Source organism: Lentzea sp. NPDC020367, assembly GCF_044387305.1.
GTDB lineage: Bacteria > Actinomycetota > Actinomycetes > Mycobacteriales > Pseudonocardiaceae > Lentzea.
On the sequence record NZ_JBIRVV010000020.1, the window covers coordinates 62,365 to 78,051 of the forward strand.

The following is a 15,687-nucleotide window of genomic DNA, read 5'->3' on the forward strand; positions in this document are numbered from 1 at the left end:
GATCGATCTGAGAAGGCCACTTTGGCTGAAACCGCACTTCCCGTCGCGCTGGACCGCGAGTCCGCCGAACCGCTCGCCGTCCAACTCGCCGACGCGCTCCGCTCGGCGGCGTCGGAAGGACGCCTGCGTGCGGGCGACCGGCTGCCGTCCACGCGTGCGTTGGCCGACAGTCTTGGAGTCTCCCGCACGGTCACTGCCGCCGCCTACGAACAGTTGCACGCGGAAGGCTGGATCGCCGGCCGGCACGGCTCCGGCACGTACGTCACCACCACGCCGCCCGGCCCGTTGCGCAAGCGTTCGCGCAAGCCCGTCGCGCCCACCATCACCGATTTCGTGGACCTCGGCACCGGCGCGCCCTGGGCCGGAGGCCTCGACCGCGCGGCCTGGCGCAGGGCGTGGCGCGCGGCGGCGGACGCACCCCCGTTGTCCCGTCCCGAACGCGCGGGCCTGCCCGAGTACCGCGAGGCCATCGCCGAACACCTGCTGCGGCACCGCGGCCTGGCCGTCAACGCCGACCCGGTGCTCGCGACCGGCGGCACCACCGCCGTGCTGACCGAGATCGCGGTCGCGGTGCTGAAGCGCGGCGACGCGGTGGCCGTCGAGGAACCCGGCTACCAACGGGCCGTGGGCGTCTTCCGCGCCAACGGTCTGAAGGTCGTCCAGGCCGCGGTCGACGCCGAAGGACTGCTGCCGGACGCCGTGCCGGCGGGCGTGAGGGCCGTCTACTGCTCGCCCGCCCACCAGTACCCGCTGGGCGGCCGCATGTCGGCGGGCCGCCGGGTCGCGCTGGTCGAACGGGCCCGCCGTGACGGCTGGCTCGTCATCGAGGACGACTACGACGGCGAACTCCGCTACGACGTCGCCCCGCTGCCGTCACTGGCCGCGCTCGCCCCGGACGTCGTCGTCCACCTCGGCACCACGAGCAAGATCCTCACACCCACCCTGGGCGCGGGCTGGATGGTCGCGCCCGAGCACATCGCCACGACCGTGCTGGAACACCGCGACCTGACCGGCACCAGCCCGTCCGCCGCCGGCCAGCGGGTCGTCGTCGAACTGGCCCGCATGGGCGACCTCGGCCGGCACCTGCGCAAGCTGCGCCGTGAGCTGTCGGAACGCCGTGCGCTCATCATCGACACGTTCGCGGAGGCCGGTATCGAGGTACTCGGCGACGACGCGGGCGCGCACGTCGTGGTGCTGCTGCCTGGTGCCGAACGGGAACGTGACCTCACGAGGCAGGCACTCGAACGCGGCCTGCGGGTGGACGGCCTGGCCCGGCACTACGTGAACCGGGCCAAGTTGCACGGGCTGGTCATCGGCTACAGCGCGTGCTCGCGGGAACAGCTGGTGAACGCCCTGCCCGTGCTGACGGAACTGCTCACAGCGAACGGCTGACGACAACCACCTCGCGGTCGGTGACGAAGCCCAGCTGCTCGTTCACCCTGATCATGGCGGCGTTGGTCGCGTCCGTCCCGGTGTCGACGCTCTCGAGCGCGGGCCGGTCCGCGCGCAACCAGCGCAGCATGTGCGCCTTGACGGCTCGGGCGAGTCCGTGGCCGCGATGGGCGGGCACGACCATCGTGCTTCCCCAGCGCGTGTTCGCCGAGTCGCCTGGCTGCAGTGCGACGTCGGTCAGCGCGACCACGAGGCCGGTGGCTTCTTCGACCACGACGGCGACGCGCAGCTCGACACCGCCGGCGCGAGCCTCGGCCTCCTCGGCGCGCACGACCTCCGGCGTCCAAGCCGGTGCCCGCAGCGCGGACTCCATGGCCGGCGCGTCGTGGATCGCCTGCCGGGTCACGGCGACCGACGCCAGGAGGTGCTCCGGCGTCGCGCCGATCCACCGCTCCAGCCGGTATCCGGGTGGCGCCTCGATCTCCCGGGAAGCCGGATCGGTGCCGGCGAACGTCAGCCGTTGCATCACCCTCGACGCGGCCACGCGGAACCCGCGCGCCACCGCCCAGTGCTCGCCCACGCTGCCCTTGATCACACCCCAGCTCTCGAACGTGTCCCGGCCGCGGGCGCGCAACTCCGGCAGCAACGCGTCCAGCAGCGCGGTGCCGACGCCCTGCCCGCGGTGCTCCGGGTGCACCGTGATCGGACCGATCGCCAGCCGTGCGTTCAGACCACCGAGCAGACCCGCGGACGTGATACCGACGCCTTCGCCGTCGCGGCGGGCGATCAGGCGGACCACCTCGTCGAAATCCGGGTTCTTATCGTGCAGCGACGCGATGATCCGTTCCCTGCTCGACGCCGGATCGACTGCGATCCGCACGTCCGCGTAGGCCTGAACCGCAGCCGCGTCGTCCAGGTCGAGCGGTTTGATCTCCAGCACGCGACCGAGGCTAACTGGCAGGTAGGCACAATCGCCCAAACGGGTAGGGTCGCCCGCATGACGCAGCGCAAGACGAGGGTTGCCGTGGTCTTCGGCGGCCGCAGCTCCGAGCACGAGGTCTCCTGCCAGTCCGCCAAGAGCGTCCTGCCCTACCTGGACGCGGACCGGTTCGAGGTGGTGCCGGTCGGCATCACGCCGCAGGGGCAGTGGGCACTCGGCACGGACCCGAACGCGCTGGAGGCCGGCGCCGGCAACCTCCCCACGCTGCGCAACCAGACCGTCGCCGCGATCGAACCCGGCCAGGCGCTCAAGGACATCGACGTCGTCTTCCCGCTGCTGCACGGCGCGTGGGGTGAGGACGGCACGATCCAGGGACTGCTCGAACTCGGCGGCGTCCCGTACGTCGGGCCCGGCGTGTTCGCCAGTGCCGCCGCGATGGACAAGGTCTTCGCCAAGAAGATCCTCCAGGCCGAGGGCCTCGACGTCGGCAAGTTCGTCGCTCTCGACCGCGCCGCGACCACGCTCACCCTCGACGAGCGCGAGCACCTCGGGCTGCCGGTGTTCGTGAAGCCGTCGCGCGCAGGGTCGTCCGTCGGCATCTCGAAGGTCTCTGACTGGAGCGACCTCGACGCCGCCATCTTCGAGGCGCGCCAGCACGATCCCAAGGTCATCATCGAGGCCGCCGTGCCGAACGTCCGCGAGATCGAGCTCGCGGTGCTGGAGTTCCCGGACGGCCGCGTCGAGGCCTCGCTGCCCGCCGAACTGCGCCCGGTCGGCGAGAGCGTCGAGTGGTACGACTTCAACGCCAAGTACGTCGACGACTCCTACGAGGCCGACATCCCGGCGAAGCTCGACGACGACATCACCGCACGGCTGCGCGAACTCGCCGTCACCGCGTTCAAGGCGCTCGACTGCCAGGGTCTGTCCAGGGTGGACTTCTTCCTGACCGAGCAGAACGAGCTGATCATCAACGAGCTCAACACCATGCCCGGTTTCACGCCGATCTCCATGTACCCCAAGGCGTGGGACGCGACCGGCATCGACTTCGCGACGCTGCTGACCACGTTGATCGAGACGGCGATCGCGCGCGGCTCGGGCCTGCGTTAGGGCGCGGTCCTGACCGGCTGCTTGGGCAGGAGGTCGCGCACCGTCGTGGAGATGTCCTGCAACGGTCCGGTGCCCGCTTCGTCGGGCACCGTCAGCGCCACGTACGCGCCGCGGTCCACGATCACCCACGTGGAGCTGCCGGAACCGGGCAGCTGCAGCCACTGCACGTCGGAGATCACCCGCAGCTGCGAGGTCGCCGACAGCTCGTTCGGCCGCGGCAGGCCGCAGCGCAGGACCACCGGATCGTGTTTGGCGTCACCCCACGCCACCGTCGCGAGAGGTGCGGGGGAGGCGAGTTCCCTGCGCGGCAGCATGTCCTTCCCGGACGGCAGCCCCACCGGCAGCTTCTCGGTCAGGGTCACGCACGTCGGCGAGCCCGCGTCGGGCGCGTCGATCGAGACCAGGGCGAGGGGACCCGTGCGACCGGGTACGTCCTCCGACTGGTTTCCCGTGCCCAGCACCAGACCGAGCCCTGCGACACCGATGGCGAGCACGACAGCGAGCCCGACCGCCGCGAGCAGCGGCCGGGACAGCGTTGACGTGGATTCCTGCTGAGTCACCCGGCTATGACAACACGAGCTAGAGATGTACCACCGGGCAGGTCAACGTACGAGTGATGCCCTCGACGTTCTGGATGCGCGCGACCACGAGCTGGCCGAGCTGGTCGACGGTCTCCGCCTCGGCGCGCACGATGACGTCGTACGGCCCGGTGACGTCTTCGGCGGTGGCTACTCCGGCGATCCCGGAAATCTCGGAGGCGACTGCGGCGGCCTTGCCGACCTCGGTCTGGATGAGGATGTATGCATGCACCACGGCGTGCCCCTTCGTCGCGACAGGTTGGGTCGAGGTAGGAACGTGTCACGCAACGTACCCCAGTTGGGGTTCCGAATGCTCAGATTGGGAGGCAACTTTGCGTCCGGAGCCGCCGCGCGACGCGGAGACGGTCGCCGATGTGGGTGAGTTCAATCTCATCCACCGGGTGACGACCGGTCGGGCGCAGCCGGAGACGACCATCCTCGGTCCCGGTGACGACGCGGCCGTCGTCGCCGTCCCGGACGGACGGGTCGTCGCCTCGATGGACGTGCTCGTCGAGGGTGTCCACTTCAGACTCGACTGGTCCACTCCCGAGCAGGTGGGCCGAAAAGCGGCCGCCGTGAACCTGGCCGACGTCGTCGCCATGGGAGCCCTGCCGTCCGCACTGCTCGTCGGCATCGCCTGTCCGGCCGACACCCCCGCGTCCGTCGTCGAGGGGATCATGTCGGGACTCTGGCAGGAGGCGGCGACGGCCGGCGCGGGCATCGTCGGGGGCGACATGGTCAGCTCCGGAACGCTCGTGATCTCCATCACCGCCATGGGAGACATGAACGGGCTCGAGCCGATCACGAGGTCGGGAGCGCTCGTCGGGGACGTCGTGGCGGTCGCCGGCAGGCTCGGCTGGGCCGCCGCGGGACTGGCCGTGCTCGGCCGCGGATTCCGTTCGCCGGTCGGCATCGTCAACGCCCAGCGCACCCCGGAACCGCCGTACGAGGAAGGTCCCAGGGCCGCCGAGGCGGGCGCCACCTCGATGATCGACGTCTCGGATGGACTGCTGCAGGACCTGAGTCACATCGCGGACTCCTCCGGCGTGGCGATCGACATCCGCACCGAACTGCTGCCGTTGCACCCGCGCCTGCTCGACGTCGCGTCGGCGCTTGGCGGGGACGCGCGGCACTGGGCGCTGACCGGAGGCGAGGACCACGCCCTCGCGGCGACGTTCCCCGGCCCCAAGGCGGTTCCGCCGAACTGGACGACCATCGGCACGGTCCGCGCGGGCGAAGGTGTCACGGTCGACGGCAGGAACTACGAAAAACCTCCTGGCTGGGAGCACTGGCGGGCGTAGGATTCAATCCGTGGAACTATGCACGCGCGCGTATGACCATCCAGACTCGGTCAAGATGATCGCCGACCTCCAGCAGGTCTACGTCGAGCGCTACGGCGACGTCGACGTCACGCCGGTCGATCCGGCGCAGTTCGCCGCGCCCCTGGGCTACTTCGTCATCGGCTACCTGGACGGCGAGCCCGTCGCGTGCGGCGGCTGGCGCGTCAACGACGAGCTGGACGGCGCCGCCGAGATCAAGCGGATGTACGTCGTCGACTCCGCACGCGGCAAGGGCCTCTCACGGCTCGTGCTCGCGCATCTGGAAACCACCGCGCGCGAGGCGGGTCTGCAGCGGATGGTGCTGGAGACCGGGTTGCGCCAACCCGAGGCGATCTCCCTGTACACGTCCAGCGGCTACGAGCGGATCGACAACTTCGGTGTGTACCGGGACCACCCGGAGAGCCGCTGCTTCGGGAAGTCGTTGTAGGTTCGGGCGCATGGCCATCTATGCGCTGGGGGACTACACGCCGCAGATCCACCCGGAGGCGTACGTGCACCCGGACGCGACGGTGATCGGCGACGTCCGCATCGGCGCGTTCTCGTCGGTGTGGCCGCAAGCCGTGCTGCGCGGCGACTACGGGCGCATCGTCGTGGACGAACGCACGTCGATCCAGGACGGCACGGTCATCCACTGCACCGAGGTCCACCCGGTGCACATCGGATCGTCGTGCGTCATCGGCCACAACGTCCACATCGAGGGCGCGACGGTCGCGGACGACTGCCTGATCGCCTCGGGTTCGGTGGTGCTCAACGGTTCCATCGTGGAAAAGGGCGCGATCGTCGGCGCCGGCGCGGTGGTCTCGTTCGACGGCCACGTCCGCGAACGCACGATGGTGCTGGGAGTTCCTGCTCGCGAACGTGCCGGACACGTTGTGCCAGAACAGGCCTGGGCATTCATCGTGGAGAAATATGTTCAGAACATCGCTTTGTACCGAGAGAAGCTCCGTCGGCTCGATTGAGTGAGATAGGGTTCACAGCCGTGGCTCGTCCCCTCAACGAAGTTGTCGAAGCCGGTTGGGCTGAAGCTCTCGCCCCCGTTGCTGACCAGATCGCCGCCATGGGTGAGTTCCTGCGCGCGGAGGTCGCCGCAGATCGCACCTATCTTCCCGCGGGCGAGAACGTGCTGCGTGCATTCCAGCAGCCGTTTCACCAGGTGAAGGTGCTGATCGTCGGCCAGGACCCGTACCCGACGCCCGGCCACGCGGTCGGTCTGTCGTTCTCGGTGGCCCCCGACGTGCGGCCCATTCCCAAGTCGCTCATCAACATCTACAAGGAATACGCCGAAGATCTCGGGCACCCGATCCCGTCCAACGGCGATCTGACCCCGTGGTCCGAGCGCGGTGTTCTGCTGCTCAACAGGGCTTTGACCGTGCAGCCCGGCAAGGCGAACTCCCACCAGGGCAAGGGCTGGGAGAAGGTGACCGAGCAGGCGATCAAGGCTCTCGCCGCCCGTGACGCACCTCTTGTCTCGATCCTGTGGGGCCGCAACGCGCGCAACCTGCGTCCGTTGCTGGAACCGTTGCCCGCCATCGAATCCGCGCACCCGTCGCCTTTGTCGGCGCATTCCGGTTTCTTCGGCTCGAAGCCGTTCAGCCGCGCCAACGAACTGTTGGAGAAGCAGGGCGCCGCCCCGATCGACTGGAAGCTCCCGTAATTGCCTCGGCAAGACGTGATCTGACGCTGACGGCCGCCGGTGCGGCCGTCAGCGAGTTCGGGAATTCCCTGTCACTGCTCGTCCTGCTGTTCTGGGCGACGCCGATCAGTCCGTTGCTGGTCGCCGCGATCCTCGTCGCCGAACTGCTGCCGTTCGTCCTCGGCGCACCGCTCGCCGGAATGCTCGTCGACCGGCTGCCCAACCGCCGCCTGCTGATCGCCGCGCTGGTCTTCCAGGGCGGCGCGATCGCGACCGTCGCGCCGTTGATGGGGCAGCCCGTGTTCGTGGTGGCGCTCGTGTTCCTCTCGGGCTGCGGCCGTGCGATCGCCCAGCCCTGCATCTCGGCTCTGCTCCCGCACATCGCGGGTGAAGAAGAAGCGACTCGCGGGTACGCGTGGCTCAGCACCGGGCGCAGTCTCGGCAGCATCGCGGGCGTCACCGGTGGCGCGTTGCTCGCCGGGTTCTTCGGACATCCCGTGGCGTTGCTCATCGACGGCGGCACGTTCCTCGCCTATGCGGTGATGCTGGCCTTCGTGCGTTCGGAACGCCGCCCTTCCGGCACGCACGAGGTACGTCCCAGCGCGCTCGCGGGCATTCGGCACGTGCGGCAGGACGCCGTGCTGTTCGCGACGATCGTCGGGCTGGCCTTCTGCGTCGGCACGGTCGTGGTGGTCAACGTGGCCGACCCCGCGTTCGTGCGGTACGTGCTGCACGGCGACGAGTTCGTGCTGGGGGCGATGCAGGCGTGCTGGCTGGGCGGGATTCTGGTCGGCAACCGGGTGGCGGCGCGGCTGCGGACCGTGTCGCAGGTGGCCCACGCGATCGCTTTCGCCGCGGTCACCACGGGCATCGGCGTGCTGGTCCCGGCGGCGTTCCCGTTCTTCGCGGCTGCCGGGACGGGCTGGGTCATCGGCGGTGTGTCGAACGGGGTCCACAACGTGGCGCTGAACGCCGTCGTGCGGTTGCGCACACCTGAGGAGATGCGCGGGCGGGCGTTCGCCGCGGTCGGGTCGATGGTGATCGGCGCGAACCTGCTCGGAACGACGGCCGCAGGAGGGTTGCTGCTGGTCATCGGGCCTCGTGCGGTGTTCGCGCTCGGCGGCACCGGGGCGTTGATCAGCGGCTTTGCCTGCCTGGTGTTCGTGCGCCGGGCCCTGAAACGCGAAGAGAGCCCGGCCGAAGCCGAGCTCTCCCCGAACTGAAAACGAACTGTGGCGGTGATCAGCCGCGCACGACCTTGCCGGCCTTCAGGCAGGACGTGCACACGTTGATCCGCTGGCGCTGCGAGGCCGAGACCTTCGCGCGCACAGACTGGATGTTCGGGTTCCAGCGGCGGTTCGTCTTCCGCTGGGAGTGCGAAACCGAATGGCCGAAGCCCGGCCCCTTGCCACAGACGTCGCACACGGCAGCCACGTCAGCCACTCCTTCAGGTTCCTCAAGCGGTAAGTCATGCGTCCCGGTGGGCGCGCAAGCGTGCACAAGCCTCAACCGGGCACGGCAACTCAATGAGGGTAGCCGGTGGCCTCACCCGTGACCAAACCGGGTGGATACTCTCGCCGCCATGCAGGTCATGGATGCGGTCGCGGTGCGCAGATGGGCAGACGCCTGCGTGCGGTCGTTGGACGCCAATCGGGAGTCGATCGACCAGATCAACGTCTTTCCCGTGCCGGATGGTGACACAGGTACGAACCTGCTGCACACGATGCAGTCGGCGCTCGACGCGCTGCTGCGTTCGCCCATGTCGACGGTGGGGGACGCGCTCTCGGCGCTGGCCCGCGGCGCGCTGGCCGGGGCGCGCGGGAACTCGGGCGTGATCCTGTCCCAGGTGCTCAGGGGCCTGGCGGAGACCGTGCAGGAGGTGTCGCTGGTCACCGGCACGGCGTTGCGCAAGGGCCTGCACCGGGCCGATGAGCTGGCCACGGCCGCTGTGTCCAAGCCCGTACCCGGCACTGTTCTGTCCGTGCTGCACGCCGCGTCCGAGGCCGCTCGTGACTGCGAGTCGGACGAACTGGACGACGTGGTGATGGCGGCGTCGCGCGCGGGTGCTGTCGCACTGGCCGATACGCCCCGTCAGCTGGCCGTGCTGGCCAAGGCCGGAGTGGTCGACGCGGGCGGACGAGGGCTCGTTGTGTTGTTGGACACACTGGCCGCGGTGATCACCGGCCAGAGTGTGGAAACGCCGATAGACGCGCCCTTGCTGCCGCGCACGCCGGAGTCGCTGACGACCGAGCGGGAAAGCGGGTCGTCGGAGTTCGAGTACGAGGTGATGTACCTGCTCGACGACACCTCGGACGAGGCGGTCGCGGAGCTGCGCGCCACGTTGAACAAGCTGGGCGACTGCGTGTCGGTCGTGGGGGACGGGGCCTCGTTGTGGACCGTTCACGTGCACTGCAACGACATCGGTGCGGCGGTCGAGTCGGGTGTGCGCGCCGGGCGTCCGCACCGCATCACCGTGGCGCGGTTCGCCGACCAGATCGCCGCGCAGGCTTCTCGGTTTGTGCGTGACCGGGCGATCGTGGTGGTGGTGAGCGGCGCCGTGGACCTGTTCCGCGCGGAAGGCGCCGCGGTGTTCGACCTCGCTTCTACTACTGCGACGCCCACGGACCTGTTGTCGGCCATCGTGTCGACGCGCGCGCGTCACGTCGCGGTGCTGCCGGGTGATCCGGACATCCGTACGGCTCTGGACGAGGCCGTGGCGTACGCACAGGCCGCAGGGCAGGACGTAGTGGTGGTGCCGACGTTCTCGCCCGTGCAGGCCCTCGCGGCGTTGGCGGTGCACGACTCCTCTCGGCGCGCCGGTGACGACGTTGTCGCCATGGCGGAGGCCGCCGCAGCCACGCGCCGCGGTGAGCTCTCGATCGCTGCGGACGAGGCGCTCACGTGGGTGGGCCGCTGCCAGCCGGGTGACCTGCTGGGCATGCTGGACGGCGAGGTCGTGCTGATCGAGCCTGGTCCCGCGGCGCCGGAGTCGTTGATGGACCTGTCCTGCCGCCTGGTCGACCGCATGCTGGCGGGCGGCGGCGAACTGGTGACGGTGATCCTGGGCGCCGACGCGCCCGAAGGCCTGACCGAAGTGCTGGAGGACCACGTGCGGGTCACCCATCCGGAGGTCGAGGTGACCGCGTATCCGGGCGGACAGCCGGACGCGGTGATTTTTGTCGGTGTCGAGTAGTTCAATAGGGCGCGATGATCTCCTTCGACGACAAGCTGCAGCCGTTGCTCGGCAAGAAGACCGCCGACGCACTGGAGACCGGCCTCGGCCTCACGACGGTCGGCGACCTGCTGCGCCACTACCCGCGCCGCTACGACGAGCGCGGGAAGCTGACCGACATCAGGTCGCTGGAAATCGACGAGCACGTCACGGTGCAGGCCGAGGTCCGCAAGTGCCAGAAGCGCCAGATGAAGGCGCGCCGCGGCCAGATGACCGAGGCCGTCATCACCGACGGCACCTCGGAGCTGCACCTGGTGTTCTTCGGCAAGCCCGCGTTCGTCGCCGAGCAGGAACTCCTGCCGGGCACGCGCGCGCTGTTCGCCGGCAAGGTCGGCCGCTACCGGCAGAACCTGCAGCTGGTGCACCCGGCGTTCGAGGTCCTCACCGCGGAGCAGGACGGTTCGTCGTTCCTGCAGGCCTTCCTGCCCGTCTACCCGGCGTCGCAGCACATCAACACGTGGAACATCGCGAACTGCGTGAAGCAGCTCCTGGAGATCTGGGACGGCGTGCCGGAGGACCCGCTGCCCGAGGACTTCCGTCTCGAGCAGGGCCTGATCGGCCTGGAGGACGCGCTGCGGTCGATCCACCGGCCGGACAGCTGGGCGCAGATCTCGGTGGCGCAGCTGCGGTTGAAGTGGGACGAGGCGCTGGCCGTGCAGCTGGCCCTGGCGCAGCGCCGCAAGGCTTCCACGGCCCGTCCGGCACCCGCCTGTGCGCGCAGGTCCGGCGGCATCCTGGACGCGTTCGACGCGCGGCTGCCGTTCACGCTGACGGCGGGCCAGGTGGAGGTCGGCGAGCAGGTCTCCGCTGATCTTGAGTCTGTTGTCCCCATGAACCGGTTGTTGCAGGGCGAGGTCGGCTCGGGAAAGACGATGGTCGCGTTGCGGGCGATGCTCCAGGCCGTCGACGCGGGCCGTCAGTCCGCGATGCTCGCCCCCACGGAAGTCCTTGCGGCACAACACGCCCGCTCGTTGACCGAGATGCTCGGCGACCTCGCCCAGGCGGGCCAGCTCGGCGGCGCGGAGGACGCGACGCGAGTCACGCTGCTGACGGGTTCGATGAACACGGCCCAGCGCCGTCAGGCGTTGCTCGACATCGTGACCGGCGAGGCGGGCATCGTCGTCGGCACGCACGCGATCATCCAGGAGAAGGTGGAGTTCCACTCCCTGGGCCTGGTCGTGGTCGACGAACAGCACCGCTTCGGCGTGGAACAACGAGCAGCCCTCTCGGCCCGCGGCGAGCGCGAGAACCCGCACGTGCTCGTGATGACCGCGACCCCGATCCCGCGCACGGTGGCCATGACGGTCTACGGCGACCTGGAAGTCTCCGCACTGCGCGAACTCCCCGGCGGCCGCTCGCCGATCAAGACCTCGGTGGTCCCGGCCCGCGAAAAGCCGGCCTGGCTGGACCGAGCCTTCGCCCGAGTCCGCGAGGAGGTGGCGAAGGGCCACCAGGCGTACTTCGTCTGCCCGCGCATCGGCGACGAGGAACCGGCGAAGTCCGACGACGAGGACAAGCGCCCCGCCCTCTCCGTGATCGACGTGGCCACCATGCTCGCGCAGGGCCCGCTGCGAGGCCTGCGAATCGAGATCCTGCACGGCCGCATGCCCCCGGACGAGAAGGACGCGGTGATGCGCGCCTTCTCCGCCAACGAGGTCCACGTCCTCGTGGCTACCACAGTCATCGAGGTAGGCGTCAACGTCCCGAACGCCACCGTCATGGCCATCATGGACGCCGACCGCTTCGGCGTCTCGCAGCTCCACCAGCTCCGCGGCCGAGTGGGCCGAGGCAGCGCCCCGGGCCTCTGCCTGCTGGTGACCGAGATGCCGGAGATGACGGCCACGATGGAACGCCTCCGCGCCGTCGAGTCCACTCTGGACGGCTTCGAACTGGCCCAGCTCGACCTCGAACTGCGCCGCGAGGGCGACATCCTGGGCGCCGCCCAGTCAGGCCGCCGCTCGGGCCTGAAGATGCTGTCCCTGCTGCGCGACGAGGACATCATCGCGGACGCTCGCACGGCAGCGCAGCAGGTCGTGGACGCCGACCCGGACCTGGCCGAGCATCCGGGGCTGGCGGGGATGGTGGCGACGCTGCTGACGGAGGAGCGCGCGGACTTCCTGGAGAAGACCTAGCCGGCCGGGGCCCGCGGGGCGCGGCTGGTGCCGCCTGTGGGCAGGGCGAGATGCGCGTTCGTGTCGCGCGCGCCTCGCCCTGGCTCGGGGCGGGGTTCGTGCGGCGGAGTTGGTGCCGCGTGTGGCGGGGTTGGTGCGGCGGAGCCGAGTTGTGCGGGCGAGGCGCGAGGGTTGTGCGACGGAGTTTGAGCGGCGTGTCCACGGACTAGCACAAGCGCGCGTGCCGCAGGGGTGTGCGCCCTGGGGTTCGTGCCGCGTGTGGGAAGGGTGCGGCACGGGTGCGAGCTCCTGCTCACCTGGTCGCCGCCCTGCTTGGCCCGCGATCTCGCGCGTCCTGCCACCCCGGCGTGGCTCGCGACCCCGACCTGGCTCGCCGCCCGCGTGGCCTGTCGCCTGGGTGGTCCGCCGCTCGGTTTGCCAGCCGTCACCCGTCTAGCCCGCCACCCGCCTAGTCGCCACCCGCCTCGCCAGGTACCTGGCGAGGCGGGTGCTCTGCTTGCCAGCCGCCACCCGGCTAGCCCGCTGCTCGCATGACTCGCCGCCACCCACCTGGCCCGTCACTCCGCCTGTCCGCCGCCCGTCTAGCTCGCCGCCCGCCTAGCCCGCCACCTGGGCGGCCCGCCACTCCGCCTGCCAGCCGCCAGCCCGCCGCCCGCCCGCCGCCCGCATGACCCGCCGCCCCCCACTCCGCCTGCCCGCCGCCCGCATTACTCGCCGCCACCCCACCTGCCCTAGGCCGGGTCCCCCTTCTCTCCCCACATCACCTGAAGGTGTGCGCGTGCCAGGCGCCGGAACCGCCCCGCGACCTCGGTACGTTCCCAGCGTGCGTCGCATGATCATCACCGCGCTGGCCGCCGCCCTCACCGTCCTCTCCAGCCCGAGCCCGGCCCTGGCGAGCCCGGTGGTGCTGACCGGCGAGGAGTCCCGCTACCCGCACGCGATCCGCCTCGAACACGGCACTCAGCGCGGCTCGATCCTGGTGGCGCTGCACGGCGACCACGTCGTGGACGTGCTCAAAGCAGGGCGCGCCGGCAAGAGGTTCAAGAAGATCGCCGCGTTCACCGACGACGCCGGGGCCACGGCCACGTGCTGCGGGCACCTCTACGAGTTGCCGCAAAGGGTCGGCGACATGCCCGCGGGCACGGTGCTGTGGGCCGGCTCGGCCGGTTTCAAGGCGGAGACGCTCAAGGCGCGGATCTGGCGCAGCGACGACGCGGGCGAGTCGTGGCGGTACCTGTCGGAGTGCGCGCGGGCCCGGCCTGGGGGCGGGCTGTGGGAGCCGGATCTGTCGGTCGACGCCGAGGGCAGGCTCAACTGCTACTTCTCCGACGAGTCCGAGAAGGGACACAGCCAGTACATCGGGCGGACCGTGTCCAACGACGGCGTCATCTGGTCGGCCAAGCAGAAGGTCGTCGCGGTGCAGCCCGGCTGGCTGCGGCCGGGGATGCAGCAGGTCAAGCGGTTGCCGACGGGCGAGTACTACATGATGTACGAGATCTGCTCGCAGCCCGACCAGTACTTCTGCGAGGCGTACCACCGCACGTCACCGGACGGCGTGAACTGGGGCGACCCCAAGTGGTTCGGCAAGCGGCCGACGACCAAGGACGGCAAGTACTTCGCGCACACGCCGTCGATCGTGCTCGCGCCCAACGGCACCGCCACGGGACGTGTGCTGCTCATGGGACAGATGCTGATGTCGGCCAACGGCAAGGTCGATCCCGGCAACGGCAGGACGATCTTCGTCTCCGAGAACGGCGGCAGGGACGGCTGGTACGAGATCCCCGCGCCGGTTCCGGTGCCTGGCGCACGCGACAACTACTGCCCGAACTACCACCCGACCGGCGTGCCGTCGCTCGACGGCAGGGAGTTCATCGGGTTCGCGAGCGACTTCGCGGCGAACGGCAGCTGCCACACGAGCTGGGCCACGAGCAGCCTGCCGCCGTTCCCCGGATAGAACTCAGTCCTTCTGCCGCGGCTTCGGCAGCTGCTCGGTCTTCTGCTCGACCGGCGAGACCGCCGAGGCAGGCGAGGCCGCTGCCTCGTCCGCGTCCGCGGAACCGTCCTCCAGAGGCTTGAGCACCGACATCGCCGCTTCCACCGCTGCCTGCGCGGCGTGGAACTGCGTGGCGAGGTTGTCGTGCGCCGAACGCAGCGACGACTCCTTCTCGGACGCCGCGGCCGCGCGCTGGTCGGCCTCGGCGACGGCCGCGGCGGACCTCTCCTCGGCCTGGCGCACCAGCGCCGACGTCTTGGCCTCGGCGTCGCGGACGAGCGCGACGGCCTTCTCGTCGGCCTCGCGCACCGTGGCCTCGGCCTTCTGCGAGGCCTCCGCGACGGTGGCCGTGGCCTTGTCCTCGGAGACGCGCAGGGTCGTCGCCGCCTTCTCCTCGGCCGCGCTGACCAGCGCGATCGCCTGAGCGGACGCGTCGGCACCGATCTTCTCGGCCTTCGCCAGCGACTCGGCCTCGATGTCGGCGAGCGCCTTCTCGGCCTCCGCCTGCCTGGCCTTGAGCTCGTCGTCGAGCCTCTGCAGCGTCTCGACGCGCTTGACCTCGGCCTCGGCGGAGATCCGCTCGGCCTCGGACCGCGCGTCCGCCAGCACCTTCTGGTGCTCGGCGGTCAGCGTCGCCTTGAGTCCGTCGTACTCCTTGTCCAGTTCGTCGTGGTACGCCTTGTACTTCGCGTCCAGTTCGACGCGGTGGGCGTCCAGGTCGGCCGACTTCTTCTCGAACTCGGCGGCGACGCGCTCACCGTTCGTGCGCACCTCCGCGACCAGCGCCTCGTGCTCGGCGGCGAGCTTCGCCTGCAACGCCGAGTGCTCGGCCTCCAGCTCGGACCTGCGGCCGGCGGTCTGCTGGTCCAGCTCGGCGTGGCGCTGCTGGTAGTTCATTTCCAACTGCTTGCGGCGCGCCTCGGTCTCGGCGAGCAGGCGCTGGTGGGCGTCGCGCTGGTCCGCGGCCCACCGCTCGGCCTCCCCGCGCGTCGCGGCAGCCTTGTCGAGGGCGTCCTTGCGGATGTCCGCGATCTCTTCCTCGGCCAGGCTCATCATCACGCGCACACGCTCGGTGACGTTCGACGCGCTCACGGGACTGCTGGCGAGGTTCTGGAGCTGGATCTTGGTCTTGTCGAGATCGGCGCGCATCGAGTTGAGGAGCTTGGTGAGCTCCCCCACCTGCGCGGCGGCCGCGTCACGGGAGCGGTTCGAGTTCTTGAGGTCGAACTCCAAGCGGGTGACTCGTTCGTTCACCTGTCGCTGGTTGTAACCACGAAGGACAACGTCGAAATGCGGTGTGCGGGCAGTAGGCTGCCCGGCTCCATCAGCCCCGGCCATAT

The 15,687-nt window shown here is 70.1% G+C and carries 15 protein-coding genes; 10 read left to right on the plus strand and 5 right to left on the minus strand.

Annotated features, from left to right (window positions below):
• Window positions 1–21: 21 nt before the first annotated feature.
• Window positions 22–1,392 (plus strand): PLP-dependent aminotransferase family protein, encoded by a 1,371-nt coding sequence (locus ACH413_RS43095; protein ID WP_360048529.1) that lies wholly within the window; start codon window positions 22–24, stop codon window positions 1,390–1,392.
• On the opposite strand, the gene ACH413_RS43100 is transcribed toward ACH413_RS43095, so the two are convergent.
• Window positions 1,376–2,332 carry a GNAT family N-acetyltransferase gene (locus ACH413_RS43100; protein WP_360048527.1) on the minus strand — a complete coding sequence of 319 codons (957 nt, stop codon included), beginning with the start codon at window positions 2,330–2,332 and terminating at the stop codon, window positions 1,376–1,378. The two genes, ACH413_RS43095 and ACH413_RS43100, sit on opposite strands and share 17 nt — an antisense overlap.
• A gap of 57 nt (window positions 2,333–2,389) precedes the next feature.
• Here ACH413_RS43100 and ACH413_RS43105 point away from each other — a divergent pair, with 57 nt between their 5' ends.
• Complete coding sequence (locus ACH413_RS43105; RefSeq protein WP_360048525.1) at window positions 2,390–3,439, plus strand: D-alanine--D-alanine ligase family protein; 1,050 nt, start codon at window positions 2,390–2,392, stop codon at window positions 3,437–3,439.
• Here the strand turns inward: ACH413_RS43105 and ACH413_RS43110 are convergent.
• Window positions 3,436–3,999 carry a DUF3515 domain-containing protein gene (locus ACH413_RS43110; protein WP_360048524.1) on the minus strand — a complete coding sequence of 188 codons (564 nt, stop codon included), beginning with the start codon at window positions 3,997–3,999 and terminating at the stop codon, window positions 3,436–3,438. The two genes, ACH413_RS43105 and ACH413_RS43110, sit on opposite strands and share 4 nt — an antisense overlap.
• A 19-nt stretch (window positions 4,000–4,018) precedes the next feature.
• A complete protein-coding gene (locus ACH413_RS43115; RefSeq protein ID WP_030467939.1) occupies window positions 4,019–4,252 on the minus strand; it encodes an Lrp/AsnC ligand binding domain-containing protein in 234 nt (77 codons plus the stop codon).
• Between the two features lie 97 nt (window positions 4,253–4,349).
• Here ACH413_RS43115 and ACH413_RS43120 point away from each other — a divergent pair, with 97 nt between their 5' ends.
• From ACH413_RS43120 to ACH413_RS43140, 5 genes are read left to right on the plus strand one after another with little or no spacing between them, the layout of a single operon-like run.
• Entirely contained in the window at window positions 4,350–5,318 is a 969-nt protein-coding gene (locus tag ACH413_RS43120) for a thiamine-phosphate kinase (RefSeq protein WP_360048522.1), read from the plus strand.
• 55 nt (window positions 5,319–5,373) lie between these two features.
• Window positions 5,374–5,784, plus strand: coding sequence for a GNAT family N-acetyltransferase (locus tag ACH413_RS43125; RefSeq protein WP_360048521.1), 411 nt, complete (start codon window positions 5,374–5,376; stop codon window positions 5,782–5,784).
• Between the two features lie 10 nt (window positions 5,785–5,794).
• Window positions 5,795–6,316 carry a gamma carbonic anhydrase family protein gene (locus ACH413_RS43130; protein ID WP_189153847.1) on the plus strand — a complete coding sequence of 174 codons (522 nt, stop codon included), beginning with the start codon at window positions 5,795–5,797 and terminating at the stop codon, window positions 6,314–6,316.
• A 20-nt stretch (window positions 6,317–6,336) separates the two neighbouring features.
• The gene (locus tag ACH413_RS43135) at window positions 6,337–7,011 is read left to right on the plus strand and encodes a uracil-DNA glycosylase (RefSeq protein WP_360048520.1); all 675 of its coding nucleotides are present in this window, start codon (window positions 6,337–6,339) and stop codon (window positions 7,009–7,011) included.
• A gap of 26 nt (window positions 7,012–7,037) precedes the next feature.
• Complete coding sequence (locus ACH413_RS43140) at window positions 7,038–8,213, plus strand: MFS transporter (protein ID WP_396425919.1); 1,176 nt, start codon at window positions 7,038–7,040, stop codon at window positions 8,211–8,213.
• A gap of 19 nt (window positions 8,214–8,232) precedes the next feature.
• Here ACH413_RS43140 and rpmB read toward each other — a convergent pair whose 3' ends face one another.
• Complete coding sequence (rpmB, locus tag ACH413_RS43145; protein ID WP_030467945.1) at window positions 8,233–8,424, minus strand: 50S ribosomal protein L28; 192 nt, start codon at window positions 8,422–8,424, stop codon at window positions 8,233–8,235.
• Window positions 8,425–8,572: 148 nt separating this feature from the next.
• Here rpmB and ACH413_RS43150 point away from each other — a divergent pair, with 148 nt between their 5' ends.
• The 3 genes from ACH413_RS43150 to ACH413_RS43160 all read left to right on the plus strand — a co-directional run bounded on the left by ACH413_RS43150 (window position 8,573) and on the right by ACH413_RS43160 (window position 14,308).
• Window positions 8,573–10,183, plus strand: a complete 1,611-nt coding sequence (locus tag ACH413_RS43150) for a DAK2 domain-containing protein (protein ID WP_360048518.1) — start codon at window positions 8,573–8,575, stop codon at window positions 10,181–10,183.
• Between the two features lie 14 nt (window positions 10,184–10,197).
• Window positions 10,198–12,354 (plus strand): ATP-dependent DNA helicase RecG, encoded by a 2,157-nt coding sequence (recG, locus tag ACH413_RS43155; RefSeq protein WP_360048516.1) that lies wholly within the window; start codon window positions 10,198–10,200, stop codon window positions 12,352–12,354.
• Between the two features lie 823 nt (window positions 12,355–13,177).
• On the plus strand, window positions 13,178–14,308 hold the full coding sequence (locus ACH413_RS43160) for an exo-alpha-sialidase (protein ID WP_360048514.1): 1,131 nt from the start codon (window positions 13,178–13,180) through the stop codon (window positions 14,306–14,308).
• 3 nt (window positions 14,309–14,311) lie between these two features.
• On the opposite strand, the gene ACH413_RS43165 is transcribed toward ACH413_RS43160, so the two are convergent.
• The gene (locus tag ACH413_RS43165; protein ID WP_360048512.1) at window positions 14,312–15,601 is read right to left on the minus strand and encodes a hypothetical protein; all 1,290 of its coding nucleotides are present in this window, start codon (window positions 15,599–15,601) and stop codon (window positions 14,312–14,314) included.
• Window positions 15,602–15,687: the final 86 nt, after the last annotated feature.